Below are 20,747 nucleotides of genomic sequence, written 5' to 3' on the forward strand. Positions count from 1 at the left end.
TAAACTAGTTAATTACTATTAAAAAATATACTTATGAAAGCTATTTTAAAATTCCGGTTCAGCTTAGTGTTTTTTGCGCTGTTAAGTCCGTTACTTGGCTTTTCTCAAAAAACTGAGGGTGTAGTTATATATGAACGCCAGGAATTCTGGACGAAAATTATCGGACAGCTCACGTATCTTTCAAATGAAGAAAAAGACCGCGTGAAACAAACCTGGGGTAAGAATGATGATGGCTGGAAATCAAAAACCAAGCTTGCCTTTAATGCCAATGAAAGTCTGTTAACCAATGTGGAGGAAGCCAGCGAATATGGGTGGTCTTCCAGAACAGAGGATTACTACATTTATCGCAATTTTGAGAAAGAAAAGAAAATTGAGCTGATAGAAATGATGGGTAAAACTTATGTTGTTGAAGATTCTTTAAAGGCACCTAACTGGAAAGTACTAAACCAGATAAAGGATGTAGCAGGTTATATCTGTATGAAAGCCGTTACCGAAGACACCGTTAAACATCAGAAAATAACTGCGTGGTTCACGGGAGATATCCCGATTTCGGCTGGCCCGGAAAGATATTATGGCCTGCCCGGCTTGATTATGGAACTGGAAATAAACGATGGCGACGTAATAATTACTGCCAGCTCTGTTCAGTTTAAGAAACTTACCGACGAACTGAAATTACCGAAGCTGAAAGGTAAAAAGATTAAAGATGTAGATTTTGACCGCCTTATAGCCAATCATATTAAAGATAGTATAAAATCATACAGGAATCCGTACTGGGCAATAAAGTACTGACAAAGCATAAAAAAAGAGAGAAGCGGCCGCTTCTCTCTTTTTTTATGCCTGAATATTACAACATCCGCTTGATTATATCTTGCACCGAAACCCCTTCTGCCTCAGCCTTGAAGTTTCTTACTACCCGATGCCTTAAAACCGGAATCGCCACTGCTTTTACATCTTCAATATCAGGCGAATACTTGCCATTAATCAGCGCATTGCATTTGGCAGCCAGTATCAGGTTCTGAGATGCACGCGGGCCAGCGCCCCACTCGAGATATTTATTGGTATCGGCAATGGCCAGTTCAGAATTGGGGCGTGTTTTATGTACAAGGCCAACAGCGTATTCAACCACGTTGTCAGCCACTGGAACCCTGCGAACCAAATGCTGGAAATAAAGTATCTGTTCTCCCGTTAATATCTTCTTAACTGTCTTTTTTGTATCAGAAGTAGTACTCTTTACAATGTCTAGCTCTTGTTTATAAGATGGGTAGTCTAAATGCACCATAAACATGAAGCGGTCCAGCTGAGCTTCAGGAAGCGGGTATGTTCCTTCTTGTTCAATTGGGTTTTGGGTGGCCAATACAAAAAACGGTCGGCCGATGCTGTGTTTATGTCCGGCAACTGTAACTGCGTATTCCTGCATGGCCTCTAATAGTGCAGACTGCGTTTTTGGAGGCGTACGGTTTATTTCATCTGCCAGAATAATATTGGCAAATACCGGCCCTTTAATAAATCTGAAATTGCGTTCGTTGTCCAGTGTTTCTGAACCTACAATGTCAGAAGGCATAAGGTCTGGCGTAAACTGAATCCTGTTAAAGTCTAAATCAAGTGCAGAAGCAATTGTCTGAATCAACAATGTTTTTGCCAGACCCGGCACCCCCACCAGCAGGCAATGCCCCTGGCAAAAAATAGCAGTTAACAATAATCTTACTGTGTCATCCTGACCTACAATTATTTGTCCGATTTCGCTTCTTAAATCATTAAAAGAAGCTTTCAGGGCATCGGCTGCTTCAACATCTGAATTAAATTGAACTTTGCTCATTAATATAAGGTATGGATAAGAAAATCTTTTCTAGTTTCCGACTTTGGCCTGCCCGAATATATTGCAGGATTCAAATTCCGGGTCGATTTTTATGTACACATCAGCGATTGCCTTTTTAAACCAAACATCTATTTCCTTGCTTCGCTTATCCATCAGGGCAAAATCTTTTATTTTTTCAAAATCATCCTTTAAACTGGCTATGTGCGGAGCATACTTGGCCTTATAATATATAATTCTTGAACCGGTTTTGCCATCTTCACTTCTATACGGCATAGGAGGTGTAATAGAGCCTACCTTCATGCTGTCGATGGTAAAATACAATGTTGGGTCCATTGATTGGTCTAATGCCAGTTTTGAAGCGCCTGTTTGCGGGTCAGAAATCATGCCACCGGCATCTTGCGTTTGCTTGTCTTCTGAAAACTCTTTGGCGGCCTTCTCGAATGTAATACTGTCGCGAACAATTTCTCTTCTCAGGCTATCCAGAAATCTGGTTGGCTCCGACAAGTCCAGACGGTTGTAATCAGGGCGTAATAAAATATGACGTGCATGGAACTCCTGACCGCGGATTTCAAGTGTCTGAATCAGGTGAAGGCCAAAGTCAGATTCAACCACATCAGACATTTCGTTGGGCTTCAGCTTCATGGCAACTGCCTCAAACTGCGGCACCATCTGCCCTCTTTTTGACCATCCCAAGTCACCACCATACTGGCGAGAACCAGGGTCTTCTGAATATTCTTTGGCAAGGTCTTCAAATTTTTCGCCTGCCAATATCCTTCGTTTATAATCAAGCAGGCGTTCAGACAGCTCTCCTTTCTGCGCTTTAGTTACCTTGGCCAGTCGCACAATGTGCCCAATCTGCACCTCAGTCGGCACCTCCGGAATACTGTCTTTCGGAATCTGATTAAAGAATTTCTTTACCTCATTCGGGGTAACTTTCAGATTCTTGGTTATTTCGCCCTGCATTTTCTGCGCCGTAAGCTGCTCTCTTACCTGCGACCGTACCTCGTTTTTTAATGTTTCAAGTGATTTACCAAACTGGTCAACAATATTTTTTTCGTTACCATAAAGCTGAATCATTTGTTGCATACGGGCAGTAAGCTGGTCATCAACCATTTTATCATCAACCACCACTGAGTCAATCTCTGCTTTAGCAACCAACAGTTTGTTTACAACCAGGCTTTCAAGCGCCTGGCATTTGGTAATAGGCTGTTGTTGCTGCGTTGAGCGGAGGTAGAGTTGTTCTACCTCAGAACGAAGTACAATATAGTTATCTACTTTGGCAATTATACGGTCAATATTAATTGGCTTGCTTTCCTGTGCAAGAGCCATAAAGGGAAGGCAAATGAATAAAACTAATTTCTTAAGCATAAAATTGGGAGTCTGTTATTTTCTATCGTTGCAGTACTATAACTTATTGTTTTCGGTTATCAATTACCTTTTCTAATTCTTCTTTATTTATCTTAACCGGATATCGCTGCTCCAGCTCCTTGTTTAGCTGGACCTCCAGTTGCTTCTGATAATCAGCCAAGACCTGTCCGCGAGCCTCACGCAATGTTTTATACCTTGCCGGTTCAATCCTTTCTATATTCAGTTCTACAAAACTACCATTTTTAGTCATTGAACGGCTTCCCGGCTCCCATTTAAATCCATCAACAAAAATATTGTCACCCTTTTTAAAATACCCTTCTTCAATTGAAACAGCCTCGTTATCTTTTCTATTGAATCTTTTTTCTACATCTTTTTTAGAGTTGCTAAAGAAAATAAACGTTACGCGCTGGTTTTTTGTCCAGTCAAAACGGTCGGCAGGTTTTGTTTTTACATAGTCGTTTTCAATTATTCTTTCTATTGGCAAACCGTTTGCTATCAGAAAGCTCTTTACTTTCTCAATTCTTTCTGCCGAATTGCTATTGTTTTCGTTATGATCTGCGTAACCGCCTATTTCAACTATATACCCTTTGTTGGCTCGCATTATTTCCAGAAGGCTGGCCAGTATTTTTTTATGTTCGGCGGTTAGCTCACTGGCATACTTATCGTAATAAAGTGGGGTTCTCATGGTGCTGTTAAGCGGATACGGAACACCCTTAGCAAAAATTTCCTTTACCTGCTCAAGCGTTCTGGCGTCTTTGGCTACAACCAGACTACCCTGAATACGCTCTGGCATTCTGTATTTTTCTTTGTTCTTCTCATAAAACGCACGTTGACCCAGCGTATCGGCAACAGATTTTTCAAAAACAAGGTCATTCAACAACTGCACCTTCAAGAAACCCGCGCTGTATTCCTGCATCATTGATTTGAAATCAGGATTAACCTCTTCCAGATGCAATTGGGCATACTCTTTTACATTTTTATCAACAAACTTTTTATAAAAGTTTCGCATCCAGATTTCGGGAGTATAGCCAGACGGCACTCTTTCAACCAATTGCCTCTCCATTACATAATCAAAAAATGCTTTGGCTTTTATTTCGTTACTATTAATGGTAAAAATGGTACTTGCAGCAAGCGGGCTGCTCAGCGAGTACCCCCAACGGCGCTTAAAGAGGTTAGTATCTGCTGTGGCAATGGCACCTTTAACGGTTTCATCATTTTCAGCAAAGTGCATATCTCGTTTCAATCTGCTCAGTGCATTATCTCTTACCAGATCTCCTCTTGAATCTGTAACAACCTTTTCTTTCAATTTAGGCAGTAATTCTTCGTAAGACTCCAGCGGTAATTTTCTTGCCAGCCTGATAATATGCCAGCCTGCTGAAGTTCGTACAGGCTTTGAAATCTCACCTTCTTTTAGCGCAAAAGCGGCTTCTTCAAACGCCGTTTCTTCTCTGGTACCAATACCAAAAACAGGCAGTAAACCACCATTATTCCTGGTCCGGTAATCGTCAGAATGTTTTTCGCAAAGCGCCTCAAAAACAGTTCCCTGTTTTAAAGCGGCATACAATGAGTCTATCTCTGTTTTGGCTCTCAAAGCTACTGAATCTGCTGCGTTGGGCGGCACTACTTTTAAAATATGCTGCACCAGAACTTTTCCGCTGTTTGGTCTGCGCTCGCGTACTTTTACCAGATGATACCCGGCTTTGGTTCTTACCGGCATTGATATTTGGCCTACCGGTATAGTAAAGGCGGCTTTTTCAAGCGGATACACAAGTTGCAATGCAGTAAACCAGCCCAGGTCACCTCCTTTAATACTTGTCTTTTTATCGTCAGAAAACTGATTGGCCAATACCTCAAAACTTTCTCCTTCTACGGCTCTACGGCGTATATCAACCAAACGGCTATATACCGCAGCAGTATCAGCCGGGCTTGCAAACTCTGGTAGCTGTAACATTATATGCCCCCCACTCACTTCCTGTAGCAGCCAGTCATAGGTTTCTTTCAATAAAGCCTTAATTGTTACGCTATCTGTCAGGTAAGCATCTGCCAGAATATTGTGGTAGGTCTGCAATTCTTCATTAAACTCTTTAGATTTATCGTAGCCTCTTCTCTGCGCTTCTAACATTATACGCTGATCCTGAATAACCTGTTCTAATGCCTTTTCAACAGTAACCGAGTCTGAAACTACCAGTTTTTCAACTTCCCTTTTTACTTCAGAAACACGAACTTCCTGATTACCAACCGTTAGCCCCACTGGTTCTGAGTTAACCTGACCTACAGGAACCCCCTGCTCCGGCACCGACTGGCTTTTGGTAACCGACTTGTTGTTTGATGTCTTATCTGTATCAGTTGGTGCCTTTTTCAGAATCTGGCACGAAAACTGGGAAGATATCAATAATGTATATGTAAGTATCTTATAAAATGGCTTCATAAATTGCACTTGTCAATCATCAAAGCAACATGAAAAATACATGCTACTGCTTTACAATAACTAAACTCTGAGCGTTTAAAAATTATTGTGATGAATACTAACTTTGTTTAGGTTTGCCACCTCTTAAAAAAGTCGCATAAAACTATATAACTTAAAGAAATCAAAAATAACGGAAAAATCTGCTTTTTACGAAGTTTAACCGATTATTTCTTCCACAACAGACTCTCCAGACGATAAATCCCCGCTTGTCCACTGCCATTTTTCATGTAGCCTGATACGCCCGTCGGGCAGTAATTCTGGTGTAGATATGCATTTGCCGGTCATTAGCTCGCCTGCTGTATTCAAATGCTCGTACCTCATATCTAAAACACTGTTTTGCAGCATCTTAGCAATAATAAATCCTTTTACAACTGCGCCACCCGCATACTCAGCCCATACCACATCTGCTTCCTGACTATAGTGGAAAAGGGTTTCATCGTCAACATCGCCATTGGCAGCATTGCGCACAGCACGGAAAGTTTTTTTATGAAGATTTAACATTTAAACGATAGGCTCTTGTTGAGATAAACAATGAAAACTACCCAACCCCCAGATAATCTCTGTGGCATCTATACCTGTTATCTTTCTGTCCGGGAAGCAGGATTGTATAATATCCAGTGCTACATCGTCTTTATTGCATCTGTAAGTTGGCACAATAACAGAACCGTTTGTAATCAGGAAATTAGCATAAGATGCCGGTAAACGTATGCCGCTGTCATATACAGCATCCGGCATTGGTAACTCTTTAATATTTAAAGACTTTCCGTTCAGCAATGTCATTTTACTGAGGTCTTCCAGATTCTGCTTTAACGGATGGTAATTATCATCTGTTTTATCATGTTCTACTACCGTCAGCACCGAGTCTTCATTATAAAAACGTGTGGTATCATCAATGTGTCCGTCTGTATCATCTCCTACTATGCCATCAGTTACCCATAAAATCTGTTCAACTCCGTAGTAATCCTGCAGATATTGTTCAATCTGTTGTTGATTCAGATGTGGATTCCGATTGGGATTCAATAAACAGGATTTACTGGTAAGAACGGTTCCTTTGCCATTAAATTCAACAGACCCACCTTCCATAATAATACCCGGCTCTACATAAGGCAAACGCAGATACTCAGCGATTCTAACCGGTATGCGGTCGTCATCGTCATAGGGTGGATACTTTCCGCCCCAGGCATTATAGCCCCATTCTACTATCATCCGCTCTTTTGAGTTGGGGTTGATCAGGAAAGCCGGGCCGTGATCCCGGCACCAGGAATCGTTTGATGGATGCACAGGAATCTCAACCTGCAAGGGGTCTATCTCGTATTGCTCAAGTAATTTCGTTATTAATGATTTTTGCTCTTCATTAGTGGCATTGATGCATACTTTCTCACTTTCAGCAATTGCTTTAATGAAAGCCATGTATGAGGGATAAATTCTTTCCAAACGCTCGCCGTAATCCCAGGAATCAGAACTTTGTGGGAAACTCAACCATGTTGCGCGATGCGGATGCCATTCAGCTGGAAAGAAAAAACCTTTTTGTTTAGGAGTAATAAGCACTATTTTCTCAGTTTTAATTGATGATTAGAAACAGAAAATTTCAAATGAGCGCAAAGTTAAGGCTATTATTTATAAAAAAGAACCCAAACACCAGTGTTGTTAGGTGTTTGGGATATTAATTCAGGTAATTTGCCTATTAGAAGAAGTTAATCATTTATACAATTAAGATTCTGATACATATTAGAATTCTGAATCAAAAGGCTATTCTAATCAAGCCTGCGTGGCATCGAGGAAATAGCCATTCATAGTTGCAAAACTTACCAGCGTATAATTCTTACCTGAAAGGTATTTGTAAATTTCGTTCTCATGAATATCAGATAAATCAGTATTATGAATCTCAACCACTATTAGCTTAGGGCGATAAACAGCCAAGTCAATTGATTTAATCACATTGAAATCGTTACCTTCTACATCAACGGTCATCAAATCAATATTCTGCCCTTTGGGTAAGTGCGCATCTAAAACCGATGTCAGGGTCTGAGTTGTCAGTTTTCTCGCGCTCCTGTAATTAAACTTTTGCTTCCATTCTCTCATCATCCCCTCATCCATTGTATTGACTTCACTCTCTTTAAATTCATAGAATGTTACTTCCTTTTCCTGGTCCGATACCGCAGCCATAATCGGAATATCATTTTTACGCTTTCTTTTCCACTTGGCAATTAGGGCAGGGTTTGCATCAATAGCTATGCCATGCCAGCCTTTTAAATATAGCTGAAAAGTATTAGAAATCTTATATGGATGATGACAACCCACATCTAAATAAAAGCCATTCTTTACGTCTTTTAATATCCATTGAATCAGGATTTCTTCACCTGTTTGCGAGAAAATCACTTTACCGAATTTGAAAATGTATCTTCTTACAAAAAACAATATACTCAGCCTAATAGCATCAAAAAGTGGCAATAATTTAAAGATAGCGCTATACATTTGGCTTCGGTGTATGTTCTTAATTTTTTATACAATATTGTAATATCAAAAAAATATTCCTTAAACTTAATTCTACCAATGGGCTTTTGAAGTAAATCTTTAATGCCTGCATACCCAATGCTTTGTTGCTTGTACATACTTTTATCCATCTGTGAGATAAAATATATTCTAAGGAAGTCGCATCAAACCTACCGGATATTTTATTTTGTGCCTTAATGCGTTGAAGCCACACCGATGCTTTCCGGAGGTATTCAATGCTTTCGGCTTTTTTAAATGCAATAGAATAGTGCAAATCTATTTCTTCCTGCGTGGCATAAATTCCCAATTCGCTTAACTGATGGCGATGATTCATTTTTATGCCTCTCTCAGACCTTTCCTGCTGCGTAGAACTTGTATTAGTAGCATGAATTCGGTAGTCTACCAGTATTTTCGGCAAAATAGCAACAGCATGGCTTGCGGCTATACGAACCCAGAGCTCGTAATCTTCTGCCGGCGGATACTCAGGTCTGTAATGTACCTCTGGCAGATATTCTCTTCTCAACATCATGCCAGATTGAACGAAATAGTTTACAAACAAAAGCAAGGTCCCCAGGTACTTGTCCGGAATGTACGATTTAATGAAATCACCAGTGGCATTTCCATCTGAATCAATCAGCCTTGCCCAACCTGAAACCATCGCATGGCCTGGATTTGCCTTTAAGAACTCAACCTCATCCTGTAACCTTGTAGAATAAGCAATGTCATCGGCATCCAGCCAGGCAATATACTTACTTTTGGCTTCTCTGAGCAGTCGATTCCTGGAAAACGCCAACCCCTGATTAGATTCGTTCTCAATGTACCTGATACGGTTATCTTGTATTGAAAGAACAACATCTTTACTGTTATCAGTAGACGAATCGTTCAATATAATCAGTTCAAAGTCTTTCAGCGTTTGATTTAAAATACTGTTAATGGCTTCTTTTACATACTTTTCTGCATTAAAAACAGGCATTAACACCGAAACAACCGCCATAGCTGTGGTTTTTTGTTTACTATTCAATAAGTCTGCAATCAGTTATTTTTTTGATTTGTCTGGTGAAAAATTTGTTCTGAACTCCATTACCAGACCACCAACAACCAACAGTACGAATATTATTGATGAAAATAAATCTATTTTTGTACCTATAACCACTGATTTCGGCTGGAATTTAAACTCAATTTTATGTTTTCCGGCTGGTACAACCATTGCACGCAAAACATAGTTAGCCCTGAAATGAGGCGTCTCCACTCCGTCAACATAAGATTTCCAGTCTTCGTTACCTCTGTAATAAACCTCAGAGAAAACCGCCACCTGATTACTTGGTGAGTTTGACTCATAGCTTAGTGCATTGGGCTTATAATCTGTTAACCTGATAGTTGCCGTTGTATCTTGTTTCAGTGATTGGCCATTCAGGTAGCTATTGTATCGCTGATCTACAAAAGCTACAGTTTTAGGATTAAAATTAGCCACCGATTTCAATTCTTCGTCAGCATTTTTCACAACCTTTATTTCGTTCACAAACCATGCGTTGCCCAGTGCATCCGGATTCCTCTGTGCTACTGGCTCACCGTTCTGGCCTGAAGTTATAAAATACTTCGTATTCAGCATATTAAAGACAGGCAGGTTGAGTCTGCCATCTTTTATCATGGCATTTTCGTATAGTTCCTGCATTCTTTTCAGCTTAGCGCCGTGATACCCACCTACCGACTTGTGGAAGTATGAAATCTGGGCATCAGACCAGAAGCCCTGGTCGGTGTGCAGGTCAAGTACTCTGAAATCAGGGTCTTTATCCTGCAAAATCTGTTCGTCGGCAGGCGAAGGGGTGTACGATTGTGTTATGATTGCCGATTTCGGTTTAAAATCTTCGTTGTTAACATATCGTTTATCTACCAGTATCAAATCAAGAGCAGCCAGCACGCCTATTACAATAACAAAAACATTGGCTTTTATTTTTTGCGTGGTAAACGCCCAGATTAATCCGGCTGCGGCGGCCAATAAAAAAAATGAGCGGAAAATATCACTTAAAACTACCGATTGACGGTCGGCAATGATTGCTGAAAGATAAGAATTGGCAAATTCCTGACCGTTAGCCTGCGCCATGCTCTTCACCATTCCGTCATCAGTCGGCGAATGGAAATCAATAAGCGAATAACCAATAATTATAAATACGGCTATACTACCCAACGAATAAATTAATGGCTTTTTGATATCTTTAAATGACAGGTTGTTATCAACAATTTGCTTGATACCTAACATTGAACCAGCCACCAGACACAGGTGCAGCAAGGTAAGAATCATCTTGCTGTCTCTGAACTTGTTGAAATACGGAAAGTACTCAAACATAAAGAAGTTAAAACCGGTAAAATATGCTCCCCAGGCAATAAACAAATAAATAACAGAGGTGCCTAGCAGCACATACTTTAAACCGTCTTTAACTATAAACATAGCCAGAATAAAGAAAAACAAAACAATAATGCCCGAATAGTTTGCCCCTGAAGTGTAACCTTGCGGCCCAAAATACAACGGAAGGCTTGAACTAAAGTTTTGCGCAGTTGCAGGGTCAACGCCTTTACCTACCATCATTTTGTAGGTTTCAGAGCTGGTGCCAAGGTTACCGTTAGATGAACCCCCAACAAAGTTAGGCGCCAGTAAAGTAAGGGTTTCGGTTTTGCTGAAAGCATAGTTGGTGCCAAAGGCGTAGTCTCTGTCTAGCCCGTCAGAAGACCCGTTTACATTTCCTAATGTGAGCTCTGACCTGCCACGTGTGGTTTCTTTTGAATAAACCAGGGTGTTCCAGATATACATACCTCTGGTGCCAACACCAATGGTAAGGGCAATTAATATGATACCGTAGGCTTTTAACAAACCAGAAAAATTGCCTTTTTTAACATGAAGGAAGGTTTCAAAAATAGTATAAAAGCCAAGTAAGAAAAACAGGTAATAGGTTATTTGCGGATGGTTGGCATAAATCTCTAAGCCCATAAATAATGTGGTAATAGCTACACCCAGCCAATACCTGCCTCTGAAAACCGCAATAAACCCAGCCAGAACCCCGGGTGCAAATGCAACAGCTATATTTTTTGAGATATGACCTGCCTCCAGAAAAAGCATATTATAAGAACCAAACGCATAGGCCACCGCGCCAAAAAAGCTAAGCCATCGGTTTACGTTCAATACACGCATTAAAACATAAAAGCCTATCATTAAGGCAATGAAAATATTGGCCGGAACCGGAAAAACATCCAGCAAAGTGGCGCCTATCCAACTCGACCAGCTGTTCGGATACCCCCCTACTATCATATAGCTGGGCATACCACCAAACATAGAGTTGGTCCACCAGCCCCAGTCACCTGTTTGTTTATGAAAATCGTTTAGTTCTTTTGCAGCAGCTGAGGCCATCTGGATATCGTGCAGGCCAAGTCTTTTTCCTTGCAAAAGCGGAGAAGCATACAAAAAACTTATCACAACAAAGCCAACAATTGCAAGAATAGTAGGGATGAATTTTTTAAACATCTTGTATTGGAATATGATGAAAATTAAATCTTCAATGGTGGTTTTCATTGCAAAGAACGCAAAGAAAAATCAAACTAGGTAAGAATAAGACCAAATTTCTTTCCGAAATTTGCAAATACTTTGATTAAAATTAAGACAAAATGTTTCTGTTTAATATCACATTTAATGTTGAATCAGGCATTCATCAGCAGTGGCTGAAATGGATGAAAACCCATTTCGCTCCGGCCGTAATGCAAACCAATTTACCAACCCACCTGACCATCCTGAAACTACTTACAGAAATTGATAATGGTGGCAGCACTTTTTCTTTTCAGTTTCATTTTAATACGATGGAAGACTTCCTGAATTTTGACCTGAACCACAAAGAGCTGCTTCTTGAACGCCATAATATTTTTTTCAGGGGTAAAACCTTTCAGTTCAGCACTTTGCTTGAAGAAATTGAAACAGTTACACCCTGATTATTGCCCGAAAAGCCTTGAGAATTTACCTGGCACTTCGGTCTCGAACCGCAGGTTTTCTTTTGTTACAGGGTGCTTAAAAGCCAGTACCCAGGCGTGCAGCCCCAGCCTGTTAATGGGGTTAGTGGTGGCGCCATATTTGGCATCGCCCACAATGGGGTGTTTCATATCCTGGGCGTGCACACGAATCTGGTTCTTGCGCCCTGTTTCCAGATTAAACTTTACTAAAGAATACCTGCTGTTTCGTTGCAGCACTTCGTAATGTGTAACGGCCTTTTGCCCTGCCGCAGGGTTGTTGGTTGAATAGACTATCAGCGCTTTGCTTTCAACTAGATAAGATTCAATGGTGCCGGCGTCTTTCTCAATTGCTCCTTCGGCTACAGCCAGATAAGTACGCTCTTCAATATTATTGTTCCAGTCTTCCTGTAAAAGTTTCTGCACTTTTTCGCTTTTGGCAAATATCATCAGCCCAGATGTCTCGCGGTCTAGCCTGTGCACTACAAATATTCTGTTAGCCGTATTCTGCTTTTTTACGTAGGCGCTCAGGGTGCTGTAAGCGGTGTTGTCTTTTTGTTTTTCTGTGGCAATAGATAGCACGCCCTCCTGCTTGGCTATCACTATGAGATACTGGTCTTCAAAAACTATGGTTAAGCCTTTCAGCCGTTGTTCTTCCGGCGGCTTTTTCCACTTTACCTCCACTATCTGGCCAGCCTTTAATGGATGGTTAAACTGAGTTATGGCTTTGCCCTCAACATATATATGTTTGTCTCTCAGCAATACCTTTACATCATTCCGGCTTTTATTGATGCATCTGAGCAAAAAAACCAAAAGTTCAGTATCTTCATTTACTGTAAATCTGGTATCTGAGAGATTGTCAGTCCGTTTTTGTTGTCCGTTTCCTTTCTTGAAATTACCTCGCATAATCATTACTTATTCAAACATTCAGTAAGGCAAAGGTAGATATTATTCAACGGTTTGCCGACAGACCCCACAAATTATTGGGTTATTAACAATTATCTGTTCCTAAAAACTTAACAAACCATCAGCAAGCAATTTTTTCATTTTATATTTGTGCAGTAATCAAACCTCCGAAATAGTGAAACTCTGGCAGAAAGAAAGCAGCAGCAATAGTTCTGATAATAAAGTAATTGAAAATTTTACAGTAGGCAACGACCGCGAAATGGACTTGTATCTGGCCGGTTTTGATGTACTTGGGTCTATGGCTCATGGCATTATGCTGGAAACCATTGGTTTGCTGAACACCGAAGAGCTGGCTAATTTGCTGGACGAGTGCCGTAAAATCTACAAAAAAATTGAAGAGCATCAGTTTCAGATAGAAGATAGCATTGAGGATGTGCATTCTCAGGTTGAATGGCTTTTGACAAAGGCTTTGGGCGATACCGGCAAAAAGATTCATAGTGGCCGCTCAAGAAACGATCAGGTATTGGTTGACCTGAAATTGTATATGCGCCATCAGGTACGTACGGTGGTTCAGAAAATAGAGGTAGTGTTTCAGAAACTGATTGAGCAAAGCGAATTAAACAAACACCACTTACTGCCCGGCTATACGCATTTGCAAATTGCTATGCCTTCGTCTTTCGGGCTATGGTTTGGCGCCTATGCCGAAAGTCTGGTAGATGACGTTCAGGTACTTCAGGGCGCCTATAAGGTAATTAATAAAAACCCCTTGGGTTCAGGGGCTGGCTATGGAAGTTCTTTCCCGCTAAACCGTACCCTTACTACTCAGCTGCTGGGTTTTAGCGACCTCAATTATAATGTAGTTTATGCACAAATGACCCGCGGTAAAACCGAATATGTTACGCTGTCGGCACTAACATCGCTTGCCACTACGCTTTCAAGAATGGCTATGGATGTTTGTTTGTATAACTCGCAGAACTTCGGATTTGTAACCCTGCCTGATGCATTTACAACCGGCAGCAGCATTATGCCGCATAAAAAGAACCCCGATGTGGCAGAACTGCTAAGAGCCAAAACTAACCGCCTGAAAGGCTTACCTACCGAACTGGCGTTTGTTACCAGCAACCTGCCTAGCGGGTATCATCGCGACATGCAGATTCTTAAAGAGATTTTGATGCCGGCTTTTGACCAGGTTACCGAATGCCTGGATATTGCAGCCATGATGCTGGCAAATATTGAGGTAAAGCCTGATTTACTGGCCGATAAAAAATATGACCCGATTTTCTCGGTTGAAAGAGTGAATGATCTGGTTATGCAAGGTCTGCCGTTCAGAGATGCTTATCTTAAGGTTAAAGATGAAGTATTTGGTGGTACTTATGAAGCTACCCGCGAGCTGAACCATACATTGGAGGGCAGCATTGGCAACCTTTGCAATGAAGATATTGTGAGAATGATGGATGAAGTTATTAAAAGCTTTGAGTTCGAGAAAATTGACACAGCACTTGATAAATTATTAAATTGGAAAGTCTGATAAACGCTTATCAGAGGCGCCTGCCAGACATAAATATAACTTCGTTCAATCAACCCGTGTATTTATTTGCTTACAAACAGTAGATTAACCAGAGTACTGATATCATAAACCAAGGAGGAGTAATCCGGAACCGGAATTACTCCTCCTGGTTTTTCAGCTGGTTTACTTTTTATCGCAAACCGCTACTGCAATTTTAGAATCTGCCGTGCCATAGTACAGAAACCACCTGTCTTTAAAATTAACAAGCCCTTCTACAAAAACCACATTATTTACCTGCCCTGTTAGCTCATAAGGTTTATCAGGCTCAAAGAAAAACGTTTCTGAGCGGTCAATAATCTTGGTCGGGTCGTTTTTATCCAATAACACTTGCCCTGCTCTATACGCATTTTTGGTATTGGTTGCCTTATTCTGAAACCCCTTGTTAGCGCTGTTATAAATCAGCAATATGCCTTTATCTGTTATAAAAGCCGGAGGCCCCGACTCAACCAGCCAGCTATCAAAGTTATCGTCGCGCGGTTTTACAATTGGCTTAGGTTTTCCGGTTTCATCTTCCAGTATCTTCCAGTCGGTCAGGTTATCAGAAGAGGCCAAAAACAAATTGGTATCGCCAAAATACATCCAGTATTTACCGTTTATTTTTTTTGCCACAAATTTGTCTTTCACTTTTTCTGTAATGATGGCACCAGATTTCGACCACAGGTTTTCATACCTGGCATCTTTAAAAGCCAGCCCTTCTTTTTTCCAGTTTTGTAAGTCTGGCGATGACGCCACACAAAGCCTGGCTGTTTTTCCATCGTAGGCAGTATAAGTAAGAATGTACTTCCCGTCTTCAGTTTCTACCAGCCTTGGGTCTTCGCACCCTCCCGGATACTCATATTTTTTCATAAAGTCTTCTGCCGGATAAAACACAGGCTTGGGTTGGCGCTTAAAATGAATACCATCGTCACTGATGGCCAGACCGAGCCGGGAGGTACCGTCAACAACTTTCAGGGTGTCTTCTGCCCTGTACAACAAATACACCTTGCCGTCTCGAACCACGGCCGATGGATTATAGACATCTTTGGCTTCCCAGTTAATGGTCCTTTTCAGAATGGGGTCATCAAAAGTAGTTGTATCGTTGGGTAATAAAACCGGGTTTTCGGCATCCTGCTTTACAAATGGTGTTAATTGCCAGTCTTGCTCAGTTTTGTTTTTGCAGGCTACTGCAAACAGGGCCAGAATAAGGAGATATTTTTTCATAGATTTGCATTTTCAGTTTTTTACATTAGGTTTCATTTCAAATATATACATTCTATCTAAAACAAAATGATACGTTTACTCTTTCTTTTTATATTGGGCAGTGTGCCTGCATTGGCTCAGGAAAAACTACTGATAGTTGGCGGTGGTAAACGCACCACCGATGTTATGGCCAAATTTATTGACCGCAGCGGTGGCGAAACCGGAGAAATTCTGGTTATAACCTGGGCTGGTGGTGAACCCGAAGAAAGCTACAAGGCTTTTGCAAAAGATGTGGAGGGGTTGTCGAAAATAAAAGTAGAGAAAGCGCCTTTTGCTCCGCTTACTGCTGCAAGTAAAGCCATCTTACTGGGTCAGTTGAAATCGGCAAAGGGTATATTTTTTACAGGCGGCGACCAGAACAGAATCATGGATGTTCTGCAAGACGAAGAACTTTTTAATGCCATGCACGCCTATTATAAAAAGGGGGTAATATTTGGTGGAACCAGTGCCGGAACAGCCATTATGACCCCAATTATGATTACAGGCGAGGGCGACTTTAAGGTAATTGACGGCACAAAAGTTGAAGTAAAAAAAGGTTTAGGTTTGCTGCCTGACGTAATTGTAGACCAACATTTTATAAAACGCCAGAGACAAAACCGCCTCATAGGTCTGATTTTTAAAAACCCCGAACAACTAGGCGTAGGTATTGATGAAAACACAGCCTTGTATATTGAAAACAATAGCACGGCCGAAGTATTGGGCGAAAGCCAGGTTATGATTTTTGAAGCCTTGAAAAAACGGAACGAGATGAAATTCTTGATACTGGAAAAAGGAGAAAAATATGACCTACAAAAAAGAAAACGTATAAAGTAGGTTGATGAGCTGATTTATTTCATCGCACAAAACACATTTTTCTTACCTTTGCAGCAAAAATCAATTATCTGATGAGTACCGACCGTTATATGCAGCGCGGTGTTTCTGCCGCTAAAGAAGATGTTCATAAGGCTATTGAAAAGCTTGACAAGGGTTTATTCCCGAAGGCATTCTGTAAAATTTCTCCGGATACGCTGGGAGCAGACCCCGCCTATTGTAACATTATGCATGCCGATGGCGCAGGTACCAAAACCTCTCTTGCTTATTTATACTGGAAAGAAACAGGCGACTTATCGGTATGGAGAGGTATTGCGCAAGACTCTATTGTTATGAACACCGACGACCTGCTTTGTGTAGGGTCTGTAGGGCCAATGTTAATTTCATCGAGCATTGATAGAAATAAAAATAAAATTCCGGGTGAAGTAATTGCTGAAATAATAAACGGAACCGAAGAATGCCTGGAAATGCTCCGCAGCCACGGTATTGAAATATACAGCACAGGTGGTGAAACTGCCGACGTAGGAGACCTGGTAAGAACCATTGCCGTTAACAGTACGCTGATAGCCCGCATGAAACGCGAAGACGTGATATCGAACGATAGAATTGCAGCCGGCGATGTAATAGTTGGTTTAGCGTCTTTCGGACAGGCCACTTATGAGAAACAATATAACGGTGGCATGGGCAGTAATGGACTTACTTCAGCCCGACATGATGTATTAGGTAAGATTTATGCCGAGAAATATCCTGAAAGTTTTGATGGAGATATTGATTTCTCGCTGGTTTACAGTGGCGAAAAATCGCTTACGGATGCTACAGCCACAGAATCTTTCAATTCAACTCAGGATAAAGAAACATTAGACGCGCTGCCTGATGTAGGCAAGCTGATTCTATCTCCTACCCGTACCTATGCGCCGGTTGCCAAAGTTTTTCTGGATGAGCTTCGTCCTTACATACACGGCATGGTGCATTGCAGCGGTGGCGCGCAAACCAAAGTGCTTCACTTTATAGACCAACTACATGTAATTAAAGATAATCTCTTCCCTATTCCTCCTTTATTTAAACTGATACACGAGCAAAGTGGCACCAGCTGGCAGGAAATGTACAAAGTCTTTAACATGGGGCACCGCTTAGAAGTATATCTGCCTGAACAATATGCACAACGAATTATAGAAATTGCCCAATCATTCAATATTGATGCACAGATAATTGGCCGGGTAGAACCTTTTGATACCAAACGGGTAACAATCAAGAGTGAGTTTGGGGAGTTTGTTTATTGAGAAGAGAAATAGTCGTGGTTTAGTTTTTACTTTGCTTCAATATATATTTTTCTGGCAATGTAGCTTGTGCCATCGGTGGCATTATTCTGAAATGTTATTATACCCATTTTTTCGATTGGGTCAAATAAAAGATAGGTAGTAATACCTGGGTCACCCCCTGTTTGCCCCCATAATGATATAGTCTTTTCAGCCGTTTTAAACTCAGACTTCTCCCAGCATAAGCCTCTATGATTATTTCCTTCAATTTGTAAGGTAAGCATTTTGGTCAAGGTGGCCTGGTTTAGAATTTTCACACCATTGAGTGTCCCACCATTTATCATAGCTCTTAGAAAATAAGACAATTCTCTTACACTGGTTCTGACAAGTCCGTCCGGATAATTAGGGAAGCTATACAGGCAATGCGCAGCAAAACTATTTATTTCAAATGTAGATTGGGGTGCAAACAATTTTTTATCCTTCAGCAGGTCATTTCTATTCTCTTTGGTTACAAAAGCATAAGGAGTGATATGCTTATCCGTATTTACTTCACTTAAAAACCATCCGGTTTTGTTCATTCCTAATGGTTTAAAAATGAAATTTCTGCAATAGATATAAAAGGGTTGCTTGGAAACCTTTTCTACAATAAGGCCTAAAAGCCCAAAACCTACATTCGAATATCTTTCTTTCTCTCCAGGAGCGAAAGCATGAAAATTACTTCCATTACCAAAATATTTACCGCTTTTATTGAGGTTGTCAAATATCCAATCATAAAGTGTAACGGTTGGGTCTCCGCAGGCATAACTTATGATGATATGCTTCTCCATCAATTATAGATGAGGTGTGTGTTAATAACTGAAAAACAGTTATGGGTTTATCAGGGAATGCGGGATTTCTGATAGCAAAATCTAAGTAATCATTTACATCTGCGTACAGGTCTATTTTGCCTTTTTCCCACAGTTGCATAATTGCCGTGGCAGTAAAGGTTTTTGAAATGGAACCTATGTTCATTATTCCATCTATACTTATCGGGATTTTCTTCTCAATAGAGGCTAATCCGAAAGCCTTTGTCCAGACAATCCTATCGTTTTGCACCTTGCAGGCTGCAAAACCGGGAATTTGTTTTGCAGCCATAAAATTACGGATTGAGCTATCTAAATGGCTTCCTTGAGAGAAGCCATTCGATTGACCCAAAAAACATATGATTACGCACAGCCTTATGCAGTGTATAGTAAAGGAAGAAAGTCGGAGATTCATATTGAATATTTAGATTAAAAAAAACTAGCTGAATTGAGTCATTATTAAAGTTTAACTATTTCAACAGCACCGTTTTTCCCCTTGTCGCCGTATTTCTGTATGGACTCTTTAATGCTTAATGATTTTACAGAATATTGGTTATCTGAAAGCTTTATATCTTTATCCAATTGGGCTTCCTGCCCATCAATCAGTAAATAGTATACTTCTCCTAAAAAAGACACCGTACCGGTTGCATTAAAGTTGTCTTTTTCAAACTTTGCTCTCATATTAATCCCCTTCATGTAAACATAATGGTTCTTTGACGACCAGACTATCTTTGATGCATTGAAAGTCCCCTCTCCTTCTTTTCTATTTAATACAAACCCATCTTTTTTTGCCTGAAACTGAACGTCGGGTAATTTGAAACGTGAACTTAAATTAGCCGTCAGATTCTTTGAAGAATCGAATCCCATACTGGCACCTGCCATCAGCAAGGCTCCTACTGTGCTTAGTCTTTTCATTTCTGTATTGTTTATATTGTTTTCATCAGTTATGATGGCATTATCAGAAATGGTTGCACTTGTAGTGTCAGAATTTTTAGTATTACTTATATTCTGGTCGTCAATAGTAATAGGTTCATAATTGTCAGGTTGGGTTACTACGTATTGCGTCAACTTAACAGGTATGGTGTTCGAGCTTATTTCTTTCTGAATCTCCAAATCAGGCTCTTGCCTTGAGAAAACTACGATTAATGTCAGACTAACCGCCACACCACCGATAACGGCTCCGGAACTGATGAAACTGCTTGAAACAACAGAAGAAGGGTTAAACGTAGGTATTGATAAATAATCCGCATCAATTTTTAATAACCTATCAGGCTTTATCTCAAAATTGCGGAATGCCTTTCGGTAAATACCGTCAATATTCCATAGTAAAAGAGGTATGAATAAAGGAAGAACAGCCCGTTTCTTGTTCTCTTTCTCCAGTAATAAAGCTCTGATTTTCTTTCTTGCTCTGGCAAGGTGAGATTTAGATGTGCCTTCGCTTATACCTAACTCCTGCGCTATTTCGGCATGACTGAATTTATCAATCACGTAAAGATTAAATACCAATTTGTGGTATTCAGGCAATTGGCTACTGGCTGCCATTAGTTCTTCGTGCGTAAAATCTGCGGCCAATGTTTCATCTTCTGTAGCCAGCATTTCACTTTCATATTGCAGCCACTCATTATGTGCTTCCTTTTGCTTCTGGTCTCTCAGATATTTCAAAGCCTCATTGACTACTATCTTTCTGAGCCAGGCATCAAAATGTCCTCTGCCCTCAAAACCCGAAACTTTGTCAATGGCATTCAGAAAGGCATCATGCGCAAGGTCTTCTGCCACCTGTTTGTCTCGCACATACCTATAGCAAATACCCAACATTTTGCCGATGTTTTGTTTATAAGCCGTTTCCCAGAAATTCTGCATCAATTTGGTCATGTCATGAGTTTATTTTTGCTATGATGCACAAAGCTTAAAAGGTGGCAGTTTGATAGTATATTTTTTTTACGGCTAGAACTGAATAATCAGTCTTACCAGAAATATTCTAAACAGCCCCATACAA

At 40.6% G+C, this 20,747-nt stretch carries 18 protein-coding genes; 5 read left to right on the forward strand and 13 right to left on the reverse strand.

The genetic code is table 11. The features are described from left to right. Positions 1-33 precede the first annotated feature (33 nt). The gene (locus NZ848_RS15120; RefSeq protein WP_259016211.1) at positions 34-789 is read left to right on the forward strand and encodes a GLPGLI family protein; all 756 of its coding nucleotides are present in this window, start codon (positions 34-36) and stop codon (positions 787-789) included. Positions 790-844: 55 nt separating this feature from the next. On the opposite strand, the gene NZ848_RS15125 is transcribed toward NZ848_RS15120, so the two are convergent. The 8 genes from NZ848_RS15125 to NZ848_RS15160 form a co-directional block, all read right to left on the reverse strand. Then, on the reverse strand, positions 845-1,816 hold the full coding sequence (locus NZ848_RS15125) for an AAA family ATPase (RefSeq protein WP_259016213.1): 972 nt from the start codon (positions 1,814-1,816) through the stop codon (positions 845-847). 30 nt (positions 1,817-1,846) lie between these two features. Further along, the gene (locus tag NZ848_RS15130) at positions 1,847-3,184 is read right to left on the reverse strand and encodes a peptidylprolyl isomerase (protein ID WP_253533961.1); all 1,338 of its coding nucleotides are present in this window, start codon (positions 3,182-3,184) and stop codon (positions 1,847-1,849) included. 43 nt (positions 3,185-3,227) lie between these two features. Further along, entirely contained in the window at positions 3,228-5,612 is a 2,385-nt protein-coding gene (locus NZ848_RS15135) for a peptidylprolyl isomerase (RefSeq protein ID WP_259016215.1), read from the reverse strand. 195 nt (positions 5,613-5,807) lie between these two features. After that, positions 5,808-6,152 carry a n-acetylglutamate synthase gene (locus tag NZ848_RS15140; protein ID WP_259016217.1) on the reverse strand — a complete coding sequence of 115 codons (345 nt, stop codon included), beginning with the start codon at positions 6,150-6,152 and terminating at the stop codon, positions 5,808-5,810. Continuing rightward, a complete protein-coding gene (locus NZ848_RS15145; RefSeq protein ID WP_390890886.1) occupies positions 6,153-7,193 on the reverse strand; it encodes an agmatine deiminase family protein in 1,041 nt (346 codons plus the stop codon). Positions 7,194-7,409: 216 nt separating this feature from the next. Beyond that, positions 7,410-8,126, reverse strand: coding sequence for an FkbM family methyltransferase (locus NZ848_RS15150; RefSeq protein WP_259016220.1), 717 nt, complete (start codon positions 8,124-8,126; stop codon positions 7,410-7,412). A 19-nt stretch (positions 8,127-8,145) separates the two neighbouring features. Beyond that, the gene (locus NZ848_RS15155; protein WP_259016222.1) at positions 8,146-9,138 is read right to left on the reverse strand and encodes a glycosyltransferase family 2 protein; all 993 of its coding nucleotides are present in this window, start codon (positions 9,136-9,138) and stop codon (positions 8,146-8,148) included. A gap of 42 nt (positions 9,139-9,180) precedes the next feature. Beyond that, on the reverse strand, positions 9,181-11,658 hold the full coding sequence (locus NZ848_RS15160; RefSeq protein ID WP_259016224.1) for a YfhO family protein: 2,478 nt from the start codon (positions 11,656-11,658) through the stop codon (positions 9,181-9,183). Between the two features lie 140 nt (positions 11,659-11,798). On the opposite strand from NZ848_RS15160, the gene NZ848_RS15165 reads away from it, so the two are divergent. Then, positions 11,799-12,116 (forward strand): DUF4286 family protein, encoded by a 318-nt coding sequence (locus NZ848_RS15165; RefSeq protein ID WP_259016226.1) that lies wholly within the window; start codon positions 11,799-11,801, stop codon positions 12,114-12,116. Here NZ848_RS15165 and NZ848_RS15170 read toward each other — a convergent pair whose 3' ends face one another. Next, positions 12,117-13,037 carry an RluA family pseudouridine synthase gene (locus tag NZ848_RS15170; RefSeq protein WP_259016227.1) on the reverse strand — a complete coding sequence of 307 codons (921 nt, stop codon included), beginning with the start codon at positions 13,035-13,037 and terminating at the stop codon, positions 12,117-12,119. A 175-nt stretch (positions 13,038-13,212) separates the two neighbouring features. On the opposite strand from NZ848_RS15170, the gene argH reads away from it, so the two are divergent. Beyond that, positions 13,213-14,565 (forward strand): argininosuccinate lyase, encoded by a 1,353-nt coding sequence (gene argH / locus NZ848_RS15175; protein WP_259016228.1) that lies wholly within the window; start codon positions 13,213-13,215, stop codon positions 14,563-14,565. 162 nt (positions 14,566-14,727) lie between these two features. Here the strand turns inward: argH and NZ848_RS15180 are convergent, their stop codons facing one another. After that, on the reverse strand, positions 14,728-15,804 hold the full coding sequence (locus NZ848_RS15180; protein WP_259016229.1) for a glycoside hydrolase family 130 protein: 1,077 nt from the start codon (positions 15,802-15,804) through the stop codon (positions 14,728-14,730). Between the two features lie 66 nt (positions 15,805-15,870). On the opposite strand from NZ848_RS15180, the gene NZ848_RS15185 reads away from it, so the two are divergent. Together NZ848_RS15185 and NZ848_RS15190 are read left to right on the forward strand one after the other, a co-directional pair. Continuing rightward, positions 15,871-16,656 (forward strand): cyanophycinase, encoded by a 786-nt coding sequence (locus tag NZ848_RS15185; protein WP_259016230.1) that lies wholly within the window; start codon positions 15,871-15,873, stop codon positions 16,654-16,656. 71 nt (positions 16,657-16,727) lie between these two features. Further along, complete coding sequence (locus NZ848_RS15190; protein WP_259016231.1) at positions 16,728-17,933, forward strand: AIR synthase related protein; 1,206 nt, start codon at positions 16,728-16,730, stop codon at positions 17,931-17,933. A gap of 26 nt (positions 17,934-17,959) precedes the next feature. On the opposite strand, the gene NZ848_RS15195 is transcribed toward NZ848_RS15190, so the two are convergent. The 3 genes from NZ848_RS15195 to NZ848_RS15205 all read right to left on the reverse strand — a co-directional run bounded on the left by NZ848_RS15195 (position 17,960) and on the right by NZ848_RS15205 (position 20,623). After that, complete coding sequence (locus tag NZ848_RS15195) at positions 17,960-18,736, reverse strand: serine hydrolase domain-containing protein (protein ID WP_259016233.1); 777 nt, start codon at positions 18,734-18,736, stop codon at positions 17,960-17,962. After that, positions 18,678-19,043 (reverse strand): serine hydrolase domain-containing protein, encoded by a 366-nt coding sequence (locus NZ848_RS15200; protein ID WP_259016234.1) that lies wholly within the window; start codon positions 19,041-19,043, stop codon positions 18,678-18,680. Before NZ848_RS15200 ends, NZ848_RS15195 begins: the two co-directional genes overlap by 59 nt. 167 nt (positions 19,044-19,210) lie before the next feature. Further along, complete coding sequence (locus NZ848_RS15205) at positions 19,211-20,623, reverse strand: RNA polymerase sigma factor (RefSeq protein WP_259016235.1); 1,413 nt, start codon at positions 20,621-20,623, stop codon at positions 19,211-19,213. Positions 20,624-20,747 lie beyond the last annotated feature (124 nt).

The organism is Emticicia fluvialis (assembly GCF_024793945.1).
Classification (GTDB): domain Bacteria; phylum Bacteroidota; class Bacteroidia; order Cytophagales; family Spirosomataceae; genus Emticicia; species Emticicia fluvialis.

Excerpts from the sequence above, each read along its gene's own strand:
- NZ848_RS15120 (WP_259016211.1), top strand. The coding sequence starts at position 34 with ATGAAAGCTATTTTAAAATTCCGGTTCAGCTTAGTGTTTTTTGCGCTG.
- NZ848_RS15125 (WP_259016213.1), bottom strand. The coding sequence starts at position 1,816 with ATGAGCAAAGTTCAATTTAATTCAGATGTTGAAGCAGCCGATGCCCTG.
- NZ848_RS15130 (WP_253533961.1), bottom strand. The coding sequence starts at position 3,184 with ATGCTTAAGAAATTAGTTTTATTCATTTGCCTTCCCTTTATGGCTCTT.
- NZ848_RS15135 (WP_259016215.1), bottom strand. The coding sequence starts at position 5,612 with ATGAAGCCATTTTATAAGATACTTACATATACATTATTGATATCTTCC.
- NZ848_RS15140 (WP_259016217.1), bottom strand. The coding sequence starts at position 6,152 with ATGTTAAATCTTCATAAAAAAACTTTCCGTGCTGTGCGCAATGCTGCC.
- NZ848_RS15150 (WP_259016220.1), bottom strand. The coding sequence starts at position 8,126 with ATGTATAGCGCTATCTTTAAATTATTGCCACTTTTTGATGCTATTAGG.
- NZ848_RS15155 (WP_259016222.1), bottom strand. The coding sequence starts at position 9,138 with ATGGCGGTTGTTTCGGTGTTAATGCCTGTTTTTAATGCAGAAAAGTAT.
- NZ848_RS15160 (WP_259016224.1), bottom strand. The coding sequence starts at position 11,658 with ATGTTTAAAAAATTCATCCCTACTATTCTTGCAATTGTTGGCTTTGTT.
- NZ848_RS15165 (WP_259016226.1), top strand. The coding sequence starts at position 11,799 with ATGTTTCTGTTTAATATCACATTTAATGTTGAATCAGGCATTCATCAG.
- NZ848_RS15170 (WP_259016227.1), bottom strand. The coding sequence starts at position 13,037 with ATGCGAGGTAATTTCAAGAAAGGAAACGGACAACAAAAACGGACTGAC.
- NZ848_RS15180 (WP_259016229.1), bottom strand. The coding sequence starts at position 15,804 with ATGAAAAAATATCTCCTTATTCTGGCCCTGTTTGCAGTAGCCTGCAAA.
- NZ848_RS15185 (WP_259016230.1), top strand. The coding sequence starts at position 15,871 with ATGATACGTTTACTCTTTCTTTTTATATTGGGCAGTGTGCCTGCATTG.
- NZ848_RS15190 (WP_259016231.1), top strand. The coding sequence starts at position 16,728 with ATGAGTACCGACCGTTATATGCAGCGCGGTGTTTCTGCCGCTAAAGAA.
- NZ848_RS15195 (WP_259016233.1), bottom strand. The coding sequence starts at position 18,736 with ATGGAGAAGCATATCATCATAAGTTATGCCTGCGGAGACCCAACCGTT.
- NZ848_RS15200 (WP_259016234.1), bottom strand. The coding sequence starts at position 19,043 with ATGGCTGCAAAACAAATTCCCGGTTTTGCAGCCTGCAAGGTGCAAAAC.
- NZ848_RS15205 (WP_259016235.1), bottom strand. The coding sequence starts at position 20,623 with ATGACCAAATTGATGCAGAATTTCTGGGAAACGGCTTATAAACAAAAC.